Raw genomic sequence first — 16967 nt, forward strand, 5'->3', positions numbered from 1 at the left:
AGGATTGCACTCCATCCAACTCTCCGACTTCTTTTTCAATTTTTGCGGAACAATTCGGACAATCCAATCCTTTTAACGAATAACTCTTTGTAACATTCATAACGGTTTCTTCCTGAACTTCCACATCTGGCTCATGACTATGAACAATCGTTTCAATCTGACTGGCTATCGTATCTGCGGCTGTCTGAGTAACATTGATTGTAAGCGTCTGCTTCATCAGATTTACCACTGAGGATTGCACTCCATCCAACTCTCCGACTTCTTTTTCAATTTTTGCGGAACAATTTGGACAGTCCAACCCTTTTAATAGAAATATGCGTTTCATGATAATCTCCTTACAATTTGTTTAGTTGTTCAATTACTCAACTATAATGTTAAAAAATATTATTTCTGCCAAAGATGCTCAAATCCCTTGTCAATAATCTCTTTCACATGATCATCTGCCAGCGAGTAGTAAACTATCTGTGCTTCTTTTCGGAATTTTACCAGATTCGCTAGGCGTAATGCCTTTAACTGATGCGAAATTGCAGATTTTGTTACCCCCAGTAGCACTGCAAGATCACATACACACATCTCACTCTGTTCTAGAGCGTGTAAGATTTGTACTCTAGTTCCATCTCCAAATAGCTTAAACAAAGAAGCCAACTGGATATAATCATCTTTTAGCTGCATCTTGGATTTCACATCATTCACAATATCCTCATGAATTACATCGCAATTACAAATATAAGACGTTTTTGACATATGTTCACCTCCAAATAATAATAGTTGAACAATTAATCAACTATTATTATACTTATTTTTAAATTTATGTCAATAAGCTGATGTTAGTTCCCCATAAATTTTACAATTAAAACCAGCTCTTTATTCTTTTCTTAATCTTTTTTCCCAGTATACCGTTTTGGCTTTCTTGTCACACTTCCTGTAAATTCCAAATTTGTAACACTGAGTTTATATGTAATTGTCATGGTTTCCATATTTTTTAGAACACATACCATTTCATTCGTTAATTCCGGCAAGCGTTTTAAACACGGAAGTTTCCTTTTGGCATTTGCATATACATGTCTTGCGTCAAAATAGAACTGATTATTTGTAAGAATAGATTTTTTTGCATTCTTATAAAAATCCTTGGCCGAAAGTCTTGTCTCCACTCCTGTTAAATGTAGAAAGTGATCTATTGGAAAAGAAACTTCAAAATATTCATCTCCACAAACATACAGAAATGTTTTACCTGCCAAATTTTGGAAATATACGATTTCCGCCTCTGTAATACCTTGTCGTATTGCGTTTTTCTTATCTACCTTTGTTGCCACTTATACTTCACATGCCAAAAAGAGTGTGGCATTAAACCACACTCTTCTGAGAATTACTTTTGTAAAAGAGTTTTCTGCTGGTTGTCAGCCTCGGTACCCAGTTAAGATACCCATAACGACGTGAAAATCATTAAGTCCCCCACGTGGACTACAGCTTTATCCAAGCTGCCAGGCTCGATGCCCAGTTAAGACATCTAATGAGATGGAAGTTTACCCTGCTCCATCTGCAGCCCAACTTTTAATGATGCTCTTACATCGAGAACATTTCTGTTCTTGCTTTTATTATACTCAATCATAAAAAAATCAACACAGATTAGCAAATTATATTATTCCGATCCGATCTTCCAAAGGTGTAAATAAGGTGTAAATTCTACACTTTCTCCCAAGAAACCCAATAAACTCAAGGCTTTCGTCCCATCCCTTAAACACTCCGTGGCAGATGAAAAGTATTCTTATCATTGTTTTGTTTCTCCTTAATTTGCCCGGAAACGCCCTGTTTTGCAAGGGTTTCTGTGGATTTTGTGAAATGCTCTGAAATTACAGATTATGGCAAATCAGAGCAGAATTGAGCATGTTGTTACTACCTGTTAGTAGTAAAATTGGTAGTAAAAAATAAAAGATTACTACTAAGGATTTTTAGAGTCTTCCATGACATTTTTTATATTTCAGTCCACTGCCACATGGACACTTTTCATTAGGATAAATCTTTTTCTTTTTTCTTTCCTTTATAGGAAATTCAACCGGCAAAGGCACTACCCCTTTAGCAAGCAATTCTAATTCTCTTAACCTATAAAGGTATTCTGAAATAACCAAAATTGCTTGAAACATACTTAATGCTTCAATTTCAAATTCAAGCAGATATTCAGACAGTTTCTTTTCTCTCTTTTTAGGATCTGGAATATATATTATTTTTTGAGTTGATGTTTCATACTCAACATCATTATGTCCTATTGCATTCCGAAGTTTTTGATTATACTTTACATCTATCGTACGCATATAGAGTTCATTCTTGTTATATAAATGAAATCTATTAGCTTTTGTCGCAGCTATAAATTTATCCAAAGAAACAATTCCTGCATTGTTCGCAATAAAATCGTTCGCATCACCTCTATTTTTTATATTATCAATTGTCGCTGGAATAATCAAAAGATTTCCTAACGTCTCATATGCATCTAAATAAAACTGCTTTACATCTTCATACGTACTTGTTGTAGTTCCCTCCACTTCAAGATCTACACTTCCTTCATCACAAAATTGTAACGACAAAGCCGGAATTAAATAAGGATAAGCCACTATAAACTCGCCTAATAGAGTATTAATCTGTTCCTGCATCTGTTTTAACGAATATCCATCATGTGTATTAAGATATTCTATAAGACAATTCATTTTTTCTTTATCTAATTTCAGAATATCAGATCCAATTTGTGGAAAATCCAATATGACTGGTTTTAGCGGTAACAGGAATCCATGAACTTCAATCATGCGAACTGCTCTCATTATTTCAAGTTCATTTCTACACATAATATATTCTTCTGGAAATAGTTTCTTTATCTCTTGTTTAAGATATTCTTGATTTCCATTTTTATACAATTGTAAAACACGTTTATATTGAGGCCATATACTAGCCGTTTGTTTTAGCGTATTCACACTATTTCCAAAACTCTTATAATTATCAAAATCACCACTTTTCTGCTGATATCTTATAAATGGTGTAATAAAATTTTCCTGTAGGCACCATCCATCACACATCTTAATTGTTGTGAATTCTCCTGAACACTCTACTACGTAATCTGGAATAGTTGTTGGAGCGGCATTAACTCTTTCAGCATTTTCAAATTCAAATTTAAGCCCCAAGGTATCTTGTCCAATCTTTACTTTTCCTTTTAATGATATACCACATTTTCCGCAAGTTACAGCAATAGGATGCTCATCAAGCCATCCAACCTGCAATCTAATTCTTGTTATACATCCGCAGACTTCACACCTAATAAATTCGTTATATACCAAGCTTTTCACTCCAATCTTTTATATTATTTCCCTAAAATCGCAGAAAACCACTAGTTTCATTATATATGTATAAGCAATTTTTTTCCACTCAAAAAACGCCCCAGCCTAAGCCAGAGCGTCATCCCACTTCCATATTAAACTACCTTAAACATCTTCTGCGACATCGGTTTCTCTTTCTTCTGCTCAACCTCTGCCTGTGCCTTTCTAAACTCTTCCATCCGTTTCAATTCTTCCTCAGCATCATCGAATCCAATATGCGTGTACACATTCATGGTAACGCTAATATCCGAATGCCCCATAAGGTACTGTAACGTCTTTGGATTCATTCCCGATTTTGCCATGTTGGAACAGTAGGTGTGCTTGCATACATGGGGAGTAATGTTTGGCATCTGCACCCGGTAGATATCATTGTACCTTCCAACCATATGATTGAATCGATGCTGCCAGTGCATTGCCACAAGTGGCATTCCATTATCATCATAAAATAGGAATCCGCTATAGCCGTCTATAGCTTTCTCCACTTTCGGTGTATTTCTATCCTCGATGATTGCCTGAAACATCTGTTCTGTGCCAGATCCTCTGTAATCGGCAATACTCTTGTTCCTGCATCCGTTTTTGTGGTTTCTATGATATATCGCATATCCGATGTTCTCTGCAACTGGTGGTCAATATTTACAGTTCTGTTCTCAAGATCAATGTCTTTCAGCGTCAATCCACAAAATTCTGCTTTTGTCAATATAAGTCTAAAAAAAATTTGCTTTTAATTCGCAAAAAGCACCACTGTTTTCATCCAGTGATGCTCCCTGCGAACAATCTTATTCAGTTTATGCTTTTTCTTCTTTGTAGAAAATGTCATCCATTTTCCAGTTTATCTCCATACGTCCTGGTCCATAAATAAAGACTTTCTCAATAATCTTCGACAGCTGTATTTTGTCAAAATCCTGCAATGCTGCAATCTCATTTACTTCCATTTCTTTTTCTGTTGCTTCATCACATTTTTTCTTTGCTGTAGCAATCTCATTCTCCAATTCTGTTATCTGCAAAGTGATTTCTGAAATACGAGAAGTCGTTTTTTCCAGTTCTTTCATATACCCTTCCTTGTCCAACACTTCTGAACGATAATCAGAATATAGTTTCATCTTTCTTGAGGAGAGTCGCTTTTTTTCGCTTTCCAGTGTTGCGATATTTTCTTCTTTCAAAATTGCTTTATGCCATTCGCTTTTCTTTTTCTCAAGATTTTCCGAAATGAACTGTGCCATATTTCTAGCTGTATCCAGTACTGTTTCTTCTGCTTCTTTCCTGTCCATTTTACTTTCCGCACACCCACTAAGACCACTGATATGTGCCTGCATACAGCGATACCCCGTCTCTCTGCTGGTAAAACCAAGTCTTCTTCCACAGGTCGGGCAAAAGAAAATAGGGCAGGCTACTCCTCTTTTTGCAAGAACCCTTTTCTGGTTAGTAAACGCTTTCTCATTTGCTCTCCGGAATAATTTATCAGATATAATTGGTTCATGTGCATTCTCTACAACAATCCAATCCTCTTTATCATTGGAAACCAATTTATTGCTTCCTGTTCTTGACACTTTCTTTTTATTCCAAATAATTTTTCCAAGGTATACTTCATTTTTGAGCATATCTGAAATGGTTGTGACTGACCAGAGTTTCTTTTCTTTTTCGTTTTCCCTGTGCATTTTTATTCCTTTTCTGCACATATACTCCCGGCATGTAAGCACATGGGTTTCGTTCAGATATTTTGCTATCTGTCCTTTTGTTTTCCCATCTGCCGCCATTGTGAATATCAGTCTTACTGTTTTAGCTGCTTCTGGATCTATAACCAGATGATGCTTATCTTCTGGATCTTTAATATATCCATATTTTGGAAAAGCCGGCATATATTCACCGTTTTTAGCATGTGTTTTCATAGCAGAACGAACTTTTCTGGATAAATCCCTACTGTACATTGCGTTCAGCATGTTTTTTAACGCTACACTCATCCCTCCAGTAAAACCAGAAGAATTGATACTGTCAAAACCATCGTTAATGGAGATAATTCGAATACCAAGAACCGGCAGGATTTTTTCCAGATAATTTCCCACTTCCAGATAATCCCTTCCGAATCTTGAAAAGTCCTTTATAACAATACATTTTATGCGTCCTGCTTTTGCATCTTCCATCATCCTCTGAAATCCGGGACGGTTAAAGTTTGTACCACTGTACCCATCGTCTACATATTCAACTACTGGACAGTTAGTAAATTCGTCCTGTTTTTTGATAAATTCGTTTATCAGCATTCTCTGTGCACCGACACTGTTGCTTTCGGCTTTTATGCTGCCATCTACATCATTATCCTCCGACGAAAGTCTGATATAAACAGCGATACATTCTGTTACTGGCATAACTCAGCCTCCCGTTCTTTTGCATATTTTCTTAATTCTTCCAACATGTCATCATATACCAGACGAACCGTAATAGAACCGCTTTCATGTATTTCGATTTTTTCTATAAAAGCATTGACCATTTCCTTAGTCAGTGTTCTCGTATTGCGGTATTTATTGATCAATTTCTCCCACTCTTCCTCTGTGTGAAAATTTTTTTCATATCCAACCTGATGCTTTAATAAAATCTCCATGTTATTCTGGATCTCTTTTTCTGTTTCCGCATCCTGCTTTGAAAATGTTTCATACTGTTCTGCATCAATAATACGACACACGTAATCCTCAAACAATCTTTCCCGGTGTACTGCCACTTTTTCCAGTTCTTTCCGGCATTTCTTGATCTCCCTATTAAATACATCATACTTTTTAATGCTTTCCTGCCTTTGATTCAACCGACGAATCAGATCTACATTTTCAACATATACATTGATATGTGCACGTATCACACGCAGCACATAATCATTCACTTCCAAATCAGTGATAGAATGTGGTGTACACTTCCCGTAAAGTTTATTATTTCCACAGTAAAACCTACGATGATTGCCTTTAGTTTTCCCGTATAAATACATGGTTTTCCCACAGTCTGCGCATACAATTTTCTGCTTGAAAAAGTTAAAGTCTCTTACATTATTGCCATTTGATTTACGAGCCTCATTAACCCGTTTTACGATATGACCAATCTTTTCCTGTACCGCTTCAAAATCCTTTCTGCTCACAAGTGCCTCATGGGTGTTTTTGATAATAATCCATTCTTCTTTCTGATTCATTTTCTGTCTCTGTGCTGCCCAGGAATCATTGGTAAACTGATTATGCACACTATCACCTGCATAATATTGATTCTCAAGGATTTTGTGGACTGTTCCTCCACTCCATGTCCATGTCGCTGACTTTTCATTTGCTTTTCCTGCTTTATCCAGCTTGTAGGCTTTCGGGCAAAGATACCCATCCGAATTTAATTTCCGGGCAATCTCTGCATAAGTCATTCCATCAATAAAATACTGAAATATCTTTTTCACCACAGGTGCTGCTATCGGATCTGGAACCAGCTGATGAGGATTATCCTTGTCTTTTTCATAGCCATAAGCCATCTGACCTGAAGGAAATTCACCATTTTCCCAGCTAGTCCGATATGAACTTCTTATTTTCTTAGCCAAATCTCTGGAATAAAACTCATTATACACGTTTGAAATGCTGATCAGCAGGCTTATGTCATCTCTGAACGAATCATAGTGATCATTCACCGAAATAAAACGCACATTAAAGAATGGGAACACTCTTTCAATATAGCTCCCCGCCTCTACATAATTTCTTCCAAGCCTGGAAAGATCTTTAACAATAACACAGTCAATATTTCCCTCTTTGATGTCCTGCATCATCTCATTAAAACCATCTCTCTCAAAATTAGTTCCGGTTTTAGATATATCAAAATATTCCTTTGCAACCACTATATCTTTCTGTTCTTTTACGAAATTATGAAGCAGAACCATCTGCGTCTCTATAGTATTTCTTTCTCTGTTCTTTTCACTCTCATAAGAAAGCCTTGCATAAAGGGCTGCATGTGAAACTTTTTCACACTGGTTTTCAGCTTCTGTAACCAGATTTTCTTTATTTATAACATTTACATAATCTACTTTTCTTGATTTTCGAGCCATTTATACGACCTCCCTCTTTTGAATTTCTATTCTTCCGTCCATATTTGTGCTGATATCACATCCCATTGACTGTATCTGCCGTAATAGGGATTGATAACAGTCATCAAAATTAAATCTGACTTCAATATGTTTTTTGTCATATATCAATATCTGATCAATCAGTTCAACCGCAACCGTTCTTGTAATTTCTTGTATATTCTGATGTGCGGCAAAATAATCCAGCCAATGATATTTATCACTTTTTGATTCCAGAATTTCTCTGATCTGCTGATCAATGTTTCGGATTGCTTCCTCGGCTTTTTTTCGTTTTTCCGTGTACCCGTCATGAAGTTCTTTATAGTCTTCTTTTGATATGATTCCTTCACGAAAGTCTTCGTACAGATAATCCCTTAATTCTCTGCAACGGTTGGCTTCCTTCTCTTTCGCTTCTTTTCTGGTTTCTAATTCTTTAATATCCAATTCCTGAAACGGAACTGCATGAATAAAATCCATAATCTTTTTCATGTCAAGAATATTTTCAATGTGGATTTTTACCAGTTCCAATACTGTTTCTTCCAATTTTTTCATTGGTATTCTGTGTGCCGCACACTCTTTCGTAGCCGCATGTCTGGAACAGATATAGTAAGCGTATATCTTTCCTCCTGCCGGGACATCCCGTTTGATCATCATTGCCCCACAGTCTCCACAAACCACAAGTCCAGACAATGGATATACCTTTTCTTCATTCGGAGAAGTCCTTGTATCTATCCCTAATAATCTCTGCACCAGTGCAAATTCTCGTTCTGATACGATAGCCTCATGATTTTTTTCAATTCTAACCCAATCTGTTTCTGGCTTTTTCATCAATTTTTTTACTTTATGGTTTGGTGTTGTCCTTTTTCCCTGTACCAGAGTTCCTGTGTATACTTCATTTTCAAGGATTCTTTTTACCGACATGGCGCTCCATTCTGCCTGTTCGTGTGTTTTAAAATTATCCTGAATCCTTATTCCAAGACTGTGCTTATATTCCATTGGTGAAAGAACACCCTGTTTGTTCAATACATTGGCAATTGCTGTCTGGCTCATTCCTGATAATTTCATGCGGTAAATTTCTTTGACGATACCTGCCGCATATACATCTATCACCAATTTGTTTTTATTATCTGAATCTTTCTGGTAGCCATACGGTGTAAACGCTCCAATATATTCCCCATTTTTTCTCTTTACTTCCAGATGACTCCTTATTTTAATAGAAATGTCACGGCAATATGCATCGTTAATAAGATTCTTGAACGGAATCACGATTTCATCTGCCTGACTTTTTCCTTCCAAGCTGTCATAATGATCATTGATTGCAATAAACCGCACACCAAGTGCCGGAAATAATCTTTCGATATATTTTCCGGCATCAATATACTCACGTCCAAAACGGGAAAGGTCTTTTACGACAACACAATCCACAACTCCTTTTTTGATATCTTCCAGCATCATCTGAAATGCAGGACGTTCAAAATTAGAACCACTGTAACCGTCATCCACACGTTCTGATACAACAACTATATCCTTTTTATCTTTTAGGAAATTTTTTATCAGATCTTTCTGATTTGAGATACTGTTGCTTTCACGCTTTCCAGCAGTAGCAACATCGCCATCTTCTTTCGATAAACGAACATAAATGGCTGCATGATAGATTTTCTTTGAATTGTTAATCTGATTCATCTTCATCCTCCTTAGTTTTACCTTTCCATCAACATTGGTAAAACCCAGAGGGTGAGTCGATTTTGTCCTGATTGGAATGAGGAGTCCTGAATTCCTCGCCTCCATATTAACATAACTCTTCAGATTTTACCATCACTTTTTATACAGAAAGCAAAAGTTCCTCAAATGCATCTTCAAAAGATACTCCATTGTTTGCAAACCGTATTTTCACTTTTACATTTCCTATACAGACAAGATAGGGATTTCCCACCTGTCTGAGATATTGAGCTATTCTTTTTTCTTTCGTCTGATTCCGGTCAATCCTTATTTTTCGGATGTCCTTCAATTCCTTCAGATCTACATCATCAAAATCCGTTTCCAGATAGTTTCTATATTCTTCCGCAGTCATGACCTTCTCCTTCCATTCCCATCTGAATCCGTACTGCTTTCAGTACCCGATCCAGGCTCCACTTATTTACTCTTCCGCATTTCTCAATAATGCATTTTGTAGAAATGCTCATAACCTGTTCAGCCAATGCCAGGCTTCCTTTCCGGATCCCTGTCATATCGTATTTACTGATAAATACATGCGTTGGTAAATACCGCTTCTTATATATTCTTGACGTCAGCGGAACTACCGTAATGACTGAACTATATGTATTAGCTTTGTTGTTACTTACTACGATCACCGGTCTTACTCCTCCCTGAACCGAAGTTGTCGGGAACATACCGAGATCCACCCATAAGATATCTCCTCTTCGAATCGTCACTTGTCATCTCTCCAATCTTTTTAATTTGTAAAGCATTCATAGCGCTATATTGGCTCCACAGGAATACGGCAGAGTTCCTTTCCAAGATGGAAAGCTCTGCCGCATAACCTCTATAGCCAATTTGATTATTAAACAGTGCTCGCTCGATTCTATTTACCCTCGATACCCCGAATCGTTACTCCTGCATCTGCAGGAAGGGAATAATAACCTGCCCGGATGCTACACTCCGGACCACAACCCAAAAACTCTCGTTTCCAGGCTCTGGCAGTTCATAGGTTTACCAGTTACAGACTTCTCAGGGTCTGCAAGTGTATCGCATCTCACACATATCATCGCATCACCAGCCTGCCGACTGGCTTTGGTCAGTGCTTTTTCGCAGTATTATTAGCTCTAAAAAATTTTTTACGTCTTATAATCCTATAGCGGCATCTTCCTTGTGCTCACTGTATGAAATGTCACGTCAGTTATTATTGGATATTCAGTTATCATGGTGCGTTTTAGGGAGTCCTTAAAGCTCCTCTAATTACTAAAGTCAAATGACTTCGGCAGATGCAAAAAAATTTCCGAAATTTTTTAAAAAATTTTTTTCATATACATTTCACGCATTTTATTAAGGATCGTTTTCAGCTTGTAAGCTAATACCTGTCTGGAAATCCCCATAATCTCTGCCATCTGTGTCTGTGTCTTGTTTTCAAAGAAAGTGCCGTAAATAATCATGCGTTCCTCGGTATTCAGCTGATCGATCACTTTATGAATATCCTGCTGTTCCATTTTCGTCAGTACACTGTGCTCCACGTCACAATTCAGATCCGGGAAATCCTCAATCATGAATCCTTCCCCATCAATGGACTGTCCACTGTAAGGTACCTCCCGCAGCATCTTATCCACGACTTTCCCCTCTTCGTTCTTAATCTCAACTTTTTTTGCCTTGCTGCTTCTGTAAAAATTGTTCATCGCATACGCAACTTCTCTTGTAATCTCGATCATTTCTCCATCAATATTTGCGTAATACTTTCCTTCATAAAAATATGGGTGTTCAATATACATATCCGTTCCTCCTGAATTTGAAATCTTGTTGCTCGTTTCAAATCCAGAAGGCGGACCTCTGTTTAGGATCATGCCTGCTCCGCCTTTATCCTGCCGGGACACACCCGCAGTTATTGGCTGAGAAATTCAGGCACGAAAAAAAAGCCCCAGTAGTTTTTTCTTAACTACTGAGGCTTTCGTCTCTTTCTTGTATTCAGTTATCTATGCCTTCTTTCATCAGCATAATCATTGTATCAGGATAAAGTTCACAAAGTATCCGCAATACGTTCCCATAAGTTCATGTCATTATTAGAATCGTACATATTTCAGTGTAAAAAGTTCACCGTGTTATTCTTCTACTTCTTTTCCATCTATATATAGTTGAAATTTATCAGGATTATTGACAACATCATAGTCCTTTCCATATTCTACAGGTCTGTATTCGGCTGTCATTACCGATTCCCCATCTTCAATATCCTCTTTCCATAAATAGATGTTCATATCAAGGCTCGTCGCATATCCCCTGTCTGTGGAGAATTTTGTCGAATAAAATGAATCATCCTTGTACATCTGCAAAAGTTCTTTTGCAAAAGCTTCTTTATCCCCGATATGTCCCCGGTTAGCAACCACTGTAATATTTTCATCTCGATTTACGGAAAATGTTCCAACTACATCCGGTTCGCCTTCCTTATGACCAGATTCAGATTTCCCATAAATACTTCCTGCAGCAATTATCAAGATCACTGCTCCTGAAATCAATGCAATTATCTTTTTCTTCATATTTTTATTTTCCTTTTAGTTTTTTTACTGCGTAATTGATTACTTCTTCCGGTGTGGGGCTGTCTCCTTTAAGTGTCATTTTCTTCCATTCTTCCTGCACAGCCGGATCGGGATTATCAAATCCTGCATCTATGGCTATCTGCATTTCTCTGCGTACCTCTTCTGGTGTTGTGTTGTACTTTTCTGCAATCTTCTCATAAATAGTTTTCTCTCTCATTCATTTTCCTCCAATATATAAGTAGAATTACACCTTGTTCTATAGAACTAATTTAGCATATTTCTATTATCATGAAAAGACACTTTACAACTTAAAGCTGAATAAAAGGTCAAAAAAAGAAGAGCTACTCGCTCTTCCCAGTTTGTCATATCACTCTTCCAATAATGTGTGAATTACTTTGATGATTTTTTTCTGCTCTTTGATCGGAAGTTTTTCAATTTTTTCTGTCAGCTCATTGGTAACACCTGTAACTGAATGTGCCACAACATCAATCAAAAGAGTATCTGCTGAAACATCTAATACATTTGCAATTGCAACAAAGGTATCCAATTTTGTAACTTTCAAGCCTCTCTCTATTACACTCACATGCGTTGGACTTAAATTTACTAATGCAGCCAGTTCCTCTTGCGTGAGATTTTTTGCTTCTCGTGCTGATTTGATTCGCTGTCCTACTGCTTTCAAATCCATCGTAACACCTCCTCCAGAACGAATAATCGTTCTGAATTTAGTATACTTGTGGATATCTTAAATATACAGAATCGCAAAGCCAAGTTCTAATTCTACAGAACTATATTCAAAGTTTTTCTTTGCATTTTCGTAAAAAAGCGTTATGATTGAATCAGTTAAATCAAAGGAGGTATCAAATTATGAAATCACATAAATACTGGTCCTTAGGCGCACTTTTCTGTATGTTGGGATGCATTTATTCTGGAATCAAAAAATCTATGACTGCACATAAATACTTTGCCTATTCTTCATTGCTTTGTATGGGCATGTCCATTTATTCCGGTCACAAACTGGTTTCTCCAAAGAAGAAAAAAATCACTGAATCAAATAATAGTGAGAATAGTTAAATAAAAAATTGACCTTTATTCATCAAAGACAAAGTTGCTGGAGAATATTTTTTCTCTCCAGCAACTTTCTTTATCTTTAAGCCATTGAGATACAATACTGTCCAATCAGCTTCATCCAACTATTATATTTATTCTTTTCACACACCTTTCGGCAAATTTCATTTTCCATCAATACACAGAACATCTTATCATAATCAAATGCCCAAACAGCACCATTCACATGGTTTTCCACTGCTTTCTGATCTATGCTTTTCAAGCGTGTGACCATTTTTTCAATTTCTCCATTTCCCAAGTTACCGATATTTTTGCAGATAAACCAAAAGAAATTCAACGTTGCATATTCATCATGCCAATGGAACTCTTCTGGATTGTTTTTAATTTTACTGGCTTTCAGCTGTTCTTTGATTATCTGAGCAGCTACACCTTTCATCGAATCTTCGTATCTCATATTATTCACCTACTCTTCCTCAACGCCCAGTGACGGTTTAAATCTTTTATCCTTTGCCTGCGGTACCACGATCTCATAAAAATAAAATCCTAAATACCCAAGTGCCTGCTTCTTCATTTTATAAAAAGAAGTCCTGCCTATTCCTAACTCCTGTTGTACTTCCACATCTGTCTTATTATAATGACTGCAAAAACAGGAATGAAGGATTTCACTGAGCATCACACCATTCGGTGCATAGAACTTCACCAAAGTCATTCCCCGATAGATCATGTCCGACAATCCATAAATAATCATCAGATTATTCATCTCCCGGTGCATCTTTGGCACATTCAGCTGGTTGTTATAAATGCTCAGATAACTCAATGCATATGCCATATCTTCATTGATTTTCTCCTGGCATTCCATATCCAGTTCTTCTAACACAATCTGATTTTCCAAAATCAATTTCTGATAGCTTGTCATCAGTTCTTTAATATCAGTATAATGTCTTTCGATTGTAACTTCCAGATAATCCTGCGCATGGCTTGCCATCTGGAAGGTAATCTCTTTCATTGATTTAATTGCATAATCTCTGTCTGTCATCAGTTTCAAAATCTCCTTATCATCATCACACTAACTGGCGGTCTTTCAGACCAGTTCGCTTTCCCCATGATTTTGATGGGAAGCAATTACTTACTATAACTTGCAGAAGCGGATATCCAAAAGGCATTGTGGGAGCTGCCTTTGCTGACCGGAATCCCTCTTCTTATGTAAAACCTGCAGGAATATAAAGGGAAAGTGACTATCCCTGCCGGTTAATAATCCAAATAATATCGTCTATACCAATCTCTCCTTATGCTGTTTTTCTCTCCATAAACCATTTATCCACTTCGTAAAACAAGTGGCTTTCCTGCCCCTGTATCATACAGGTGTACATCATTCCTACACCGCCTGCCTTTCTGCTGGCGCATCGCTCGATTTTCAAAATTCTGTCAATGCTATACTTTCTTCCATCCTCCCATGTAAAAAATATGGGAACCAGCTGTCCGTCTTTACGAAACTCTGCTACTACATCTACATATACTTTGTTCATGCCGACACCTCACTATAAAATCTCAATTGCTCTTGGCGATGCCGGGATTCTGCGGATATATCCATTTAACTCCAACTGCTTGATTCTGGAAAATGCTGATGATGTTGATTTCACCCCGATCAATTTCCCAAATTCCCGTACTGTCGGCGGATATCCATGCTCCTTCGTATAATCCAAAATACACTGATAACTTTCTTTCTGTTTTCTGGTTAATGCTTTTTTCAAATCTATCCCTCCAATTACCCATGAAAATAACTGTGTGGATGGATCGTGTGCGTACCAGCGTCTAAGTGGGATAAGACTTTATCCTGATACATTGCCGCTCGCTGTATACTGAAATAACCAAACCGTCGTCTGATCTCATCTACAGTACGATCCAGCTTCTCTAACTTTTCCTTTTTCTCCTGATTTCCAAATAAATCCAACTGCACGGGAATATCATCTAACACAAGATCCGCAGCTCGGATTCCCAGGCTTCTAATGGGATATTCCCATTTGTAATTATCTTTAAATAGCTGAAATGCTGCAGTTACAATCTCGTTTGTAATATTCGTTGGCTGTCGTAAATGTATCTGTCTGGAAAAACTATACAATCCATTATCTCGAACTGTAATTTCTACTGTTTTGCATTTAAATCCATGTTTCCGCAATCGTGCAGCTACACTTTCTGCCAATGCTATTTGAATGATCCATACATCCAGATCATTTTCCAGATCTCTCGGTGTTGTAGTGCTATTACCTATCGACTTTACTGGTGCTTCATATCCTTCCTTGCAAACCGGATCTTCATCCCAGCCATTTGCGAAAGCCCATAATACATTTCCTATTTTTCCAAAATGACTCTCTAACAACTTTTCGTCTGATTCCGCAAGTTGCCCGATTGTCCGGATTCCAAGTTTTTGCAATTTCTTATTTGTCTGTCTTCCGACATAAAGCAAATCTGACGCTGGAAGCTGCCATATCCTGTCTTTATAATTTTCTCGATTAAACTCTGTGATTGCATCCGACTTTTTATAATCTGAACCAAGTTTCGCATAAATCTTATTCCAGGAAATTCCAATACTTACCGTTACACCCAATTCGTATTTAATCCGATGGCTGATTTCTCTTGCAATCGTCATTCCGCTTCCTTTCAGATTTCTGCTGTCCGATACATCCAGCCAGGCTTCATCAATTCCATATGGCTCGATCTTGTCCGTATACTCCGAATAGATTTCTCTTGCCATCTTTGAAAATCTCAAATACAAATCCATCCGTGGTGGTACAAATATGATTTTCGGACAAATCTGTTTTGCCTGCCATAATGCCATTCCGGTCTTTACACCTTTTTGCTTTGCAATATAATTTGCTGTCAGCACAATCCCATGTCTGGCTTCCGGATCGCCACCGACTGCCAGCGGCATTCCGGCAAATTCCGGATGATGCAGCATTTCTACACTGGCATAAAAACAGTTCATATCACTATGCAGGATCACACGCTCACTCAAACTTTTTACCTCCCAGCTGTTTCCTTCAACATGATGTCTTATCAATTTTTGTATGTTTAGTATATATCGACATTCCGGAGATAGTCAAGTAACATCTTGGTTGTATTTTCTCCATTTTGGAGATTATTGTTGATTTTATTTCTAACATACGGTATAATGCATATAGAAAATTCAAATAGAAATGAGGCGAACAAATGCGTGATTTCGGGGAAATATTAGCAGAAAATAGAAAAAAGAAAGGATACTCTCAATCATATCTTGTAGACCTGCTTTCTCAGGAAGGTATTCAGGTCACTACAAAAGCACTCTCCAAATGGGAGACCAATGCACGAGAACCAGCTTTACATGTTTTCCTGACACTTTGCCAGTTACTTGATATCGAAGATATATATGAATCCTTCTTTGGAGAAAACCCATATAACATTATGAGTGGATTGAATGAAGAAGGCAGAAATAAATTGATTGAATTTGCTGATATTTTGAAAGCTTCTAAAAAGTTTTCTCCACTGTCTGCAAAAATTATCCCATTCCATCATCCTGTAGAAATTACCTGGGAACCAGTTTCTGCTGGTACTGGAAATTACCTGGAGGATTCTGTAAAAGAAACCTATGATGTAGGATACCTTGCTCCTGAGCAGACTGACTTTGGTGTACGGATTTCCGGTGACAGTATGGAGCCACTTTATCATACAGATGATGTTGCATGGATTCAGAAAAAAGATTCTCTTGCTAATGGTGAAATTGGAATCTTCTATCTCAACGGCAATACTTACATCAAGGAATTACACGATGAGCCAGATGGTGTTTATCTGATTTCTTTAAATCAAAAATATCGTCCTATCCAGGTTTTGGAATCTGACTCTTTTAAGATTTTTGGAAAAGTAATCGGGAAATGCAAAGGTGCAGAAATTCCGGGATTTCATTAGATTTCAACAGCAGGTTCATGATCCTGCTGATAACAATAAGCAAAGGAAGTGATTGAATGGCAATCAATAATACACTAAAAGATATTCGTGAAGAACGGAATCTCATTCAAGCAGATTTGGCTGAAGCCATAGGTTCCTGCAGCCAGACTATAGGACGCATCGAACGTGGAGAACGTAATCCCTCTCTTGAGATTGCAATCCGGCTGGCACATTACCTGAAAGTGCCTGTAGAAGATATTTTTCAGGTTGAAGACTAGAAACACAACTGCCAGAAAACCGAGGAGTAAAATCCCCGGTTTT

At 37.4% G+C, this 16967-nt stretch carries 21 protein-coding genes and 1 pseudogene; 3 read left to right on the plus strand and 19 right to left on the minus strand.

Annotated elements, in window-relative coordinates; genetic code table 11:
• The 14 genes and pseudogenes from LI126_RS11240 to LI126_RS11305 form a co-directional block, all read right to left on the minus strand.
• The coding region (locus tag LI126_RS11240; protein WP_173684236.1) for a cation transporter at positions 1-325 on the minus strand (325 nt) is incomplete at its 3' end.
• 59 nt (positions 326-384) lie between these two features.
• Positions 385-744: an ArsR/SmtB family transcription factor gene (locus LI126_RS11245; protein WP_005608558.1), complete on the minus strand. Its 360-nt coding sequence runs from the start codon at positions 742-744 to the stop codon at positions 385-387.
• Positions 745-875: 131 nt separating this feature from the next.
• Positions 876-1313: a PBECR4 domain-containing protein gene (locus LI126_RS11250; protein WP_226865870.1), complete on the minus strand. Its 438-nt coding sequence runs from the start codon at positions 1311-1313 to the stop codon at positions 876-878.
• Between the two features lie 636 nt (positions 1314-1949).
• Positions 1950-3320 carry a YecA family protein gene (locus LI126_RS11255; protein ID WP_255651244.1) on the minus strand — a complete coding sequence of 457 codons (1371 nt, stop codon included), beginning with the start codon at positions 3318-3320 and terminating at the stop codon, positions 1950-1952.
• Positions 3321-3454: 134 nt separating this feature from the next.
• A pseudogene (locus LI126_RS11260) lies at positions 3455-4047 on the minus strand (site-specific integrase); the annotation flags it as partial.
• A 97-nt stretch (positions 4048-4144) separates the two neighbouring features.
• A complete protein-coding gene (locus LI126_RS11265; RefSeq protein ID WP_227165406.1) occupies positions 4145-5719 on the minus strand; it encodes a recombinase family protein in 1575 nt (524 codons plus the stop codon).
• Entirely contained in the window at positions 5710-7410 is a 1701-nt protein-coding gene (locus LI126_RS11270) for a recombinase family protein (RefSeq protein ID WP_227165407.1), read from the minus strand. The genes LI126_RS11265 and LI126_RS11270 overlap by 10 nt, the downstream gene beginning before the upstream one ends.
• Positions 7411-9108 (minus strand): recombinase family protein, encoded by a 1698-nt coding sequence (locus LI126_RS11275; protein ID WP_227165408.1) that lies wholly within the window; start codon positions 9106-9108, stop codon positions 7411-7413.
• A gap of 139 nt (positions 9109-9247) precedes the next feature.
• On the minus strand, positions 9248-9496 hold the full coding sequence (locus LI126_RS11280) for a DUF6870 family protein (protein ID WP_005344286.1): 249 nt from the start codon (positions 9494-9496) through the stop codon (positions 9248-9250).
• A complete protein-coding gene (locus LI126_RS11285; protein WP_227165409.1) occupies positions 9477-9857 on the minus strand; it encodes a type II toxin-antitoxin system PemK/MazF family toxin in 381 nt (126 codons plus the stop codon). Before LI126_RS11285 ends, LI126_RS11280 begins: the two co-directional genes overlap by 20 nt.
• Before the next feature lie 573 nt (positions 9858-10430).
• Entirely contained in the window at positions 10431-10904 is a 474-nt protein-coding gene (locus tag LI126_RS11290; protein WP_227165410.1) for a sigma-70 family RNA polymerase sigma factor, read from the minus strand.
• A gap of 327 nt (positions 10905-11231) precedes the next feature.
• Positions 11232-11663, minus strand: a complete 432-nt coding sequence (locus LI126_RS11295) for a hypothetical protein (protein ID WP_227165411.1) — start codon at positions 11661-11663, stop codon at positions 11232-11234.
• Between the two features lie 4 nt (positions 11664-11667).
• On the minus strand, positions 11668-11880 hold the full coding sequence (locus tag LI126_RS11300; RefSeq protein ID WP_227165412.1) for a sporulation initiation factor Spo0A C-terminal domain-containing protein: 213 nt from the start codon (positions 11878-11880) through the stop codon (positions 11668-11670).
• A gap of 150 nt (positions 11881-12030) precedes the next feature.
• A complete protein-coding gene (locus tag LI126_RS11305; protein ID WP_117908206.1) occupies positions 12031-12348 on the minus strand; it encodes a helix-turn-helix domain-containing protein in 318 nt (105 codons plus the stop codon).
• Positions 12349-12527: 179 nt separating this feature from the next.
• Here LI126_RS11305 and LI126_RS11310 point away from each other — a divergent pair, with 179 nt between their 5' ends.
• Entirely contained in the window at positions 12528-12734 is a 207-nt protein-coding gene (locus tag LI126_RS11310) for a DUF6219 family protein (RefSeq protein WP_008688150.1), read from the plus strand.
• Positions 12735-12810: 76 nt separating this feature from the next.
• Here LI126_RS11310 and LI126_RS11315 read toward each other — a convergent pair whose 3' ends face one another.
• From LI126_RS11315 to dinB, 5 genes are all read right to left on the minus strand, one after another.
• Entirely contained in the window at positions 12811-13182 is a 372-nt protein-coding gene (locus LI126_RS11315; protein ID WP_227165413.1) for a hypothetical protein, read from the minus strand.
• A 9-nt stretch (positions 13183-13191) separates the two neighbouring features.
• Positions 13192-13764 (minus strand): hypothetical protein, encoded by a 573-nt coding sequence (locus LI126_RS11320; RefSeq protein WP_008688147.1) that lies wholly within the window; start codon positions 13762-13764, stop codon positions 13192-13194.
• A 250-nt stretch (positions 13765-14014) separates the two neighbouring features.
• Positions 14015-14254 carry a hypothetical protein gene (locus LI126_RS11325; RefSeq protein WP_005344271.1) on the minus strand — a complete coding sequence of 80 codons (240 nt, stop codon included), beginning with the start codon at positions 14252-14254 and terminating at the stop codon, positions 14015-14017.
• Between the two features lie 12 nt (positions 14255-14266).
• Entirely contained in the window at positions 14267-14479 is a 213-nt protein-coding gene (locus tag LI126_RS11330) for a DNA-binding protein (RefSeq protein WP_005344268.1), read from the minus strand.
• 14 nt (positions 14480-14493) lie between these two features.
• Positions 14494-15741 (minus strand): DNA polymerase IV, encoded by a 1248-nt coding sequence (gene dinB, locus LI126_RS11335; protein ID WP_227165414.1) that lies wholly within the window; start codon positions 15739-15741, stop codon positions 14494-14496.
• 194 nt (positions 15742-15935) lie between these two features.
• Between dinB and LI126_RS11340 the strand changes: the two genes are divergently transcribed.
• Positions 15936-16667 carry a helix-turn-helix domain-containing protein gene (locus LI126_RS11340; protein ID WP_055180588.1) on the plus strand — a complete coding sequence of 244 codons (732 nt, stop codon included), beginning with the start codon at positions 15936-15938 and terminating at the stop codon, positions 16665-16667.
• Positions 16668-16723: 56 nt separating this feature from the next.
• A complete protein-coding gene (locus tag LI126_RS11345) occupies positions 16724-16924 on the plus strand; it encodes a helix-turn-helix transcriptional regulator (protein ID WP_005344265.1) in 201 nt (66 codons plus the stop codon).
• Positions 16925-16967: the final 43 nt, after the last annotated feature.

The organism is Mediterraneibacter sp. 210702-DFI.5.30 (assembly GCF_020560115.1).
GTDB classification, from domain to species: domain Bacteria; phylum Bacillota; class Clostridia; order Lachnospirales; family Lachnospiraceae; genus Mediterraneibacter; species Mediterraneibacter faecis.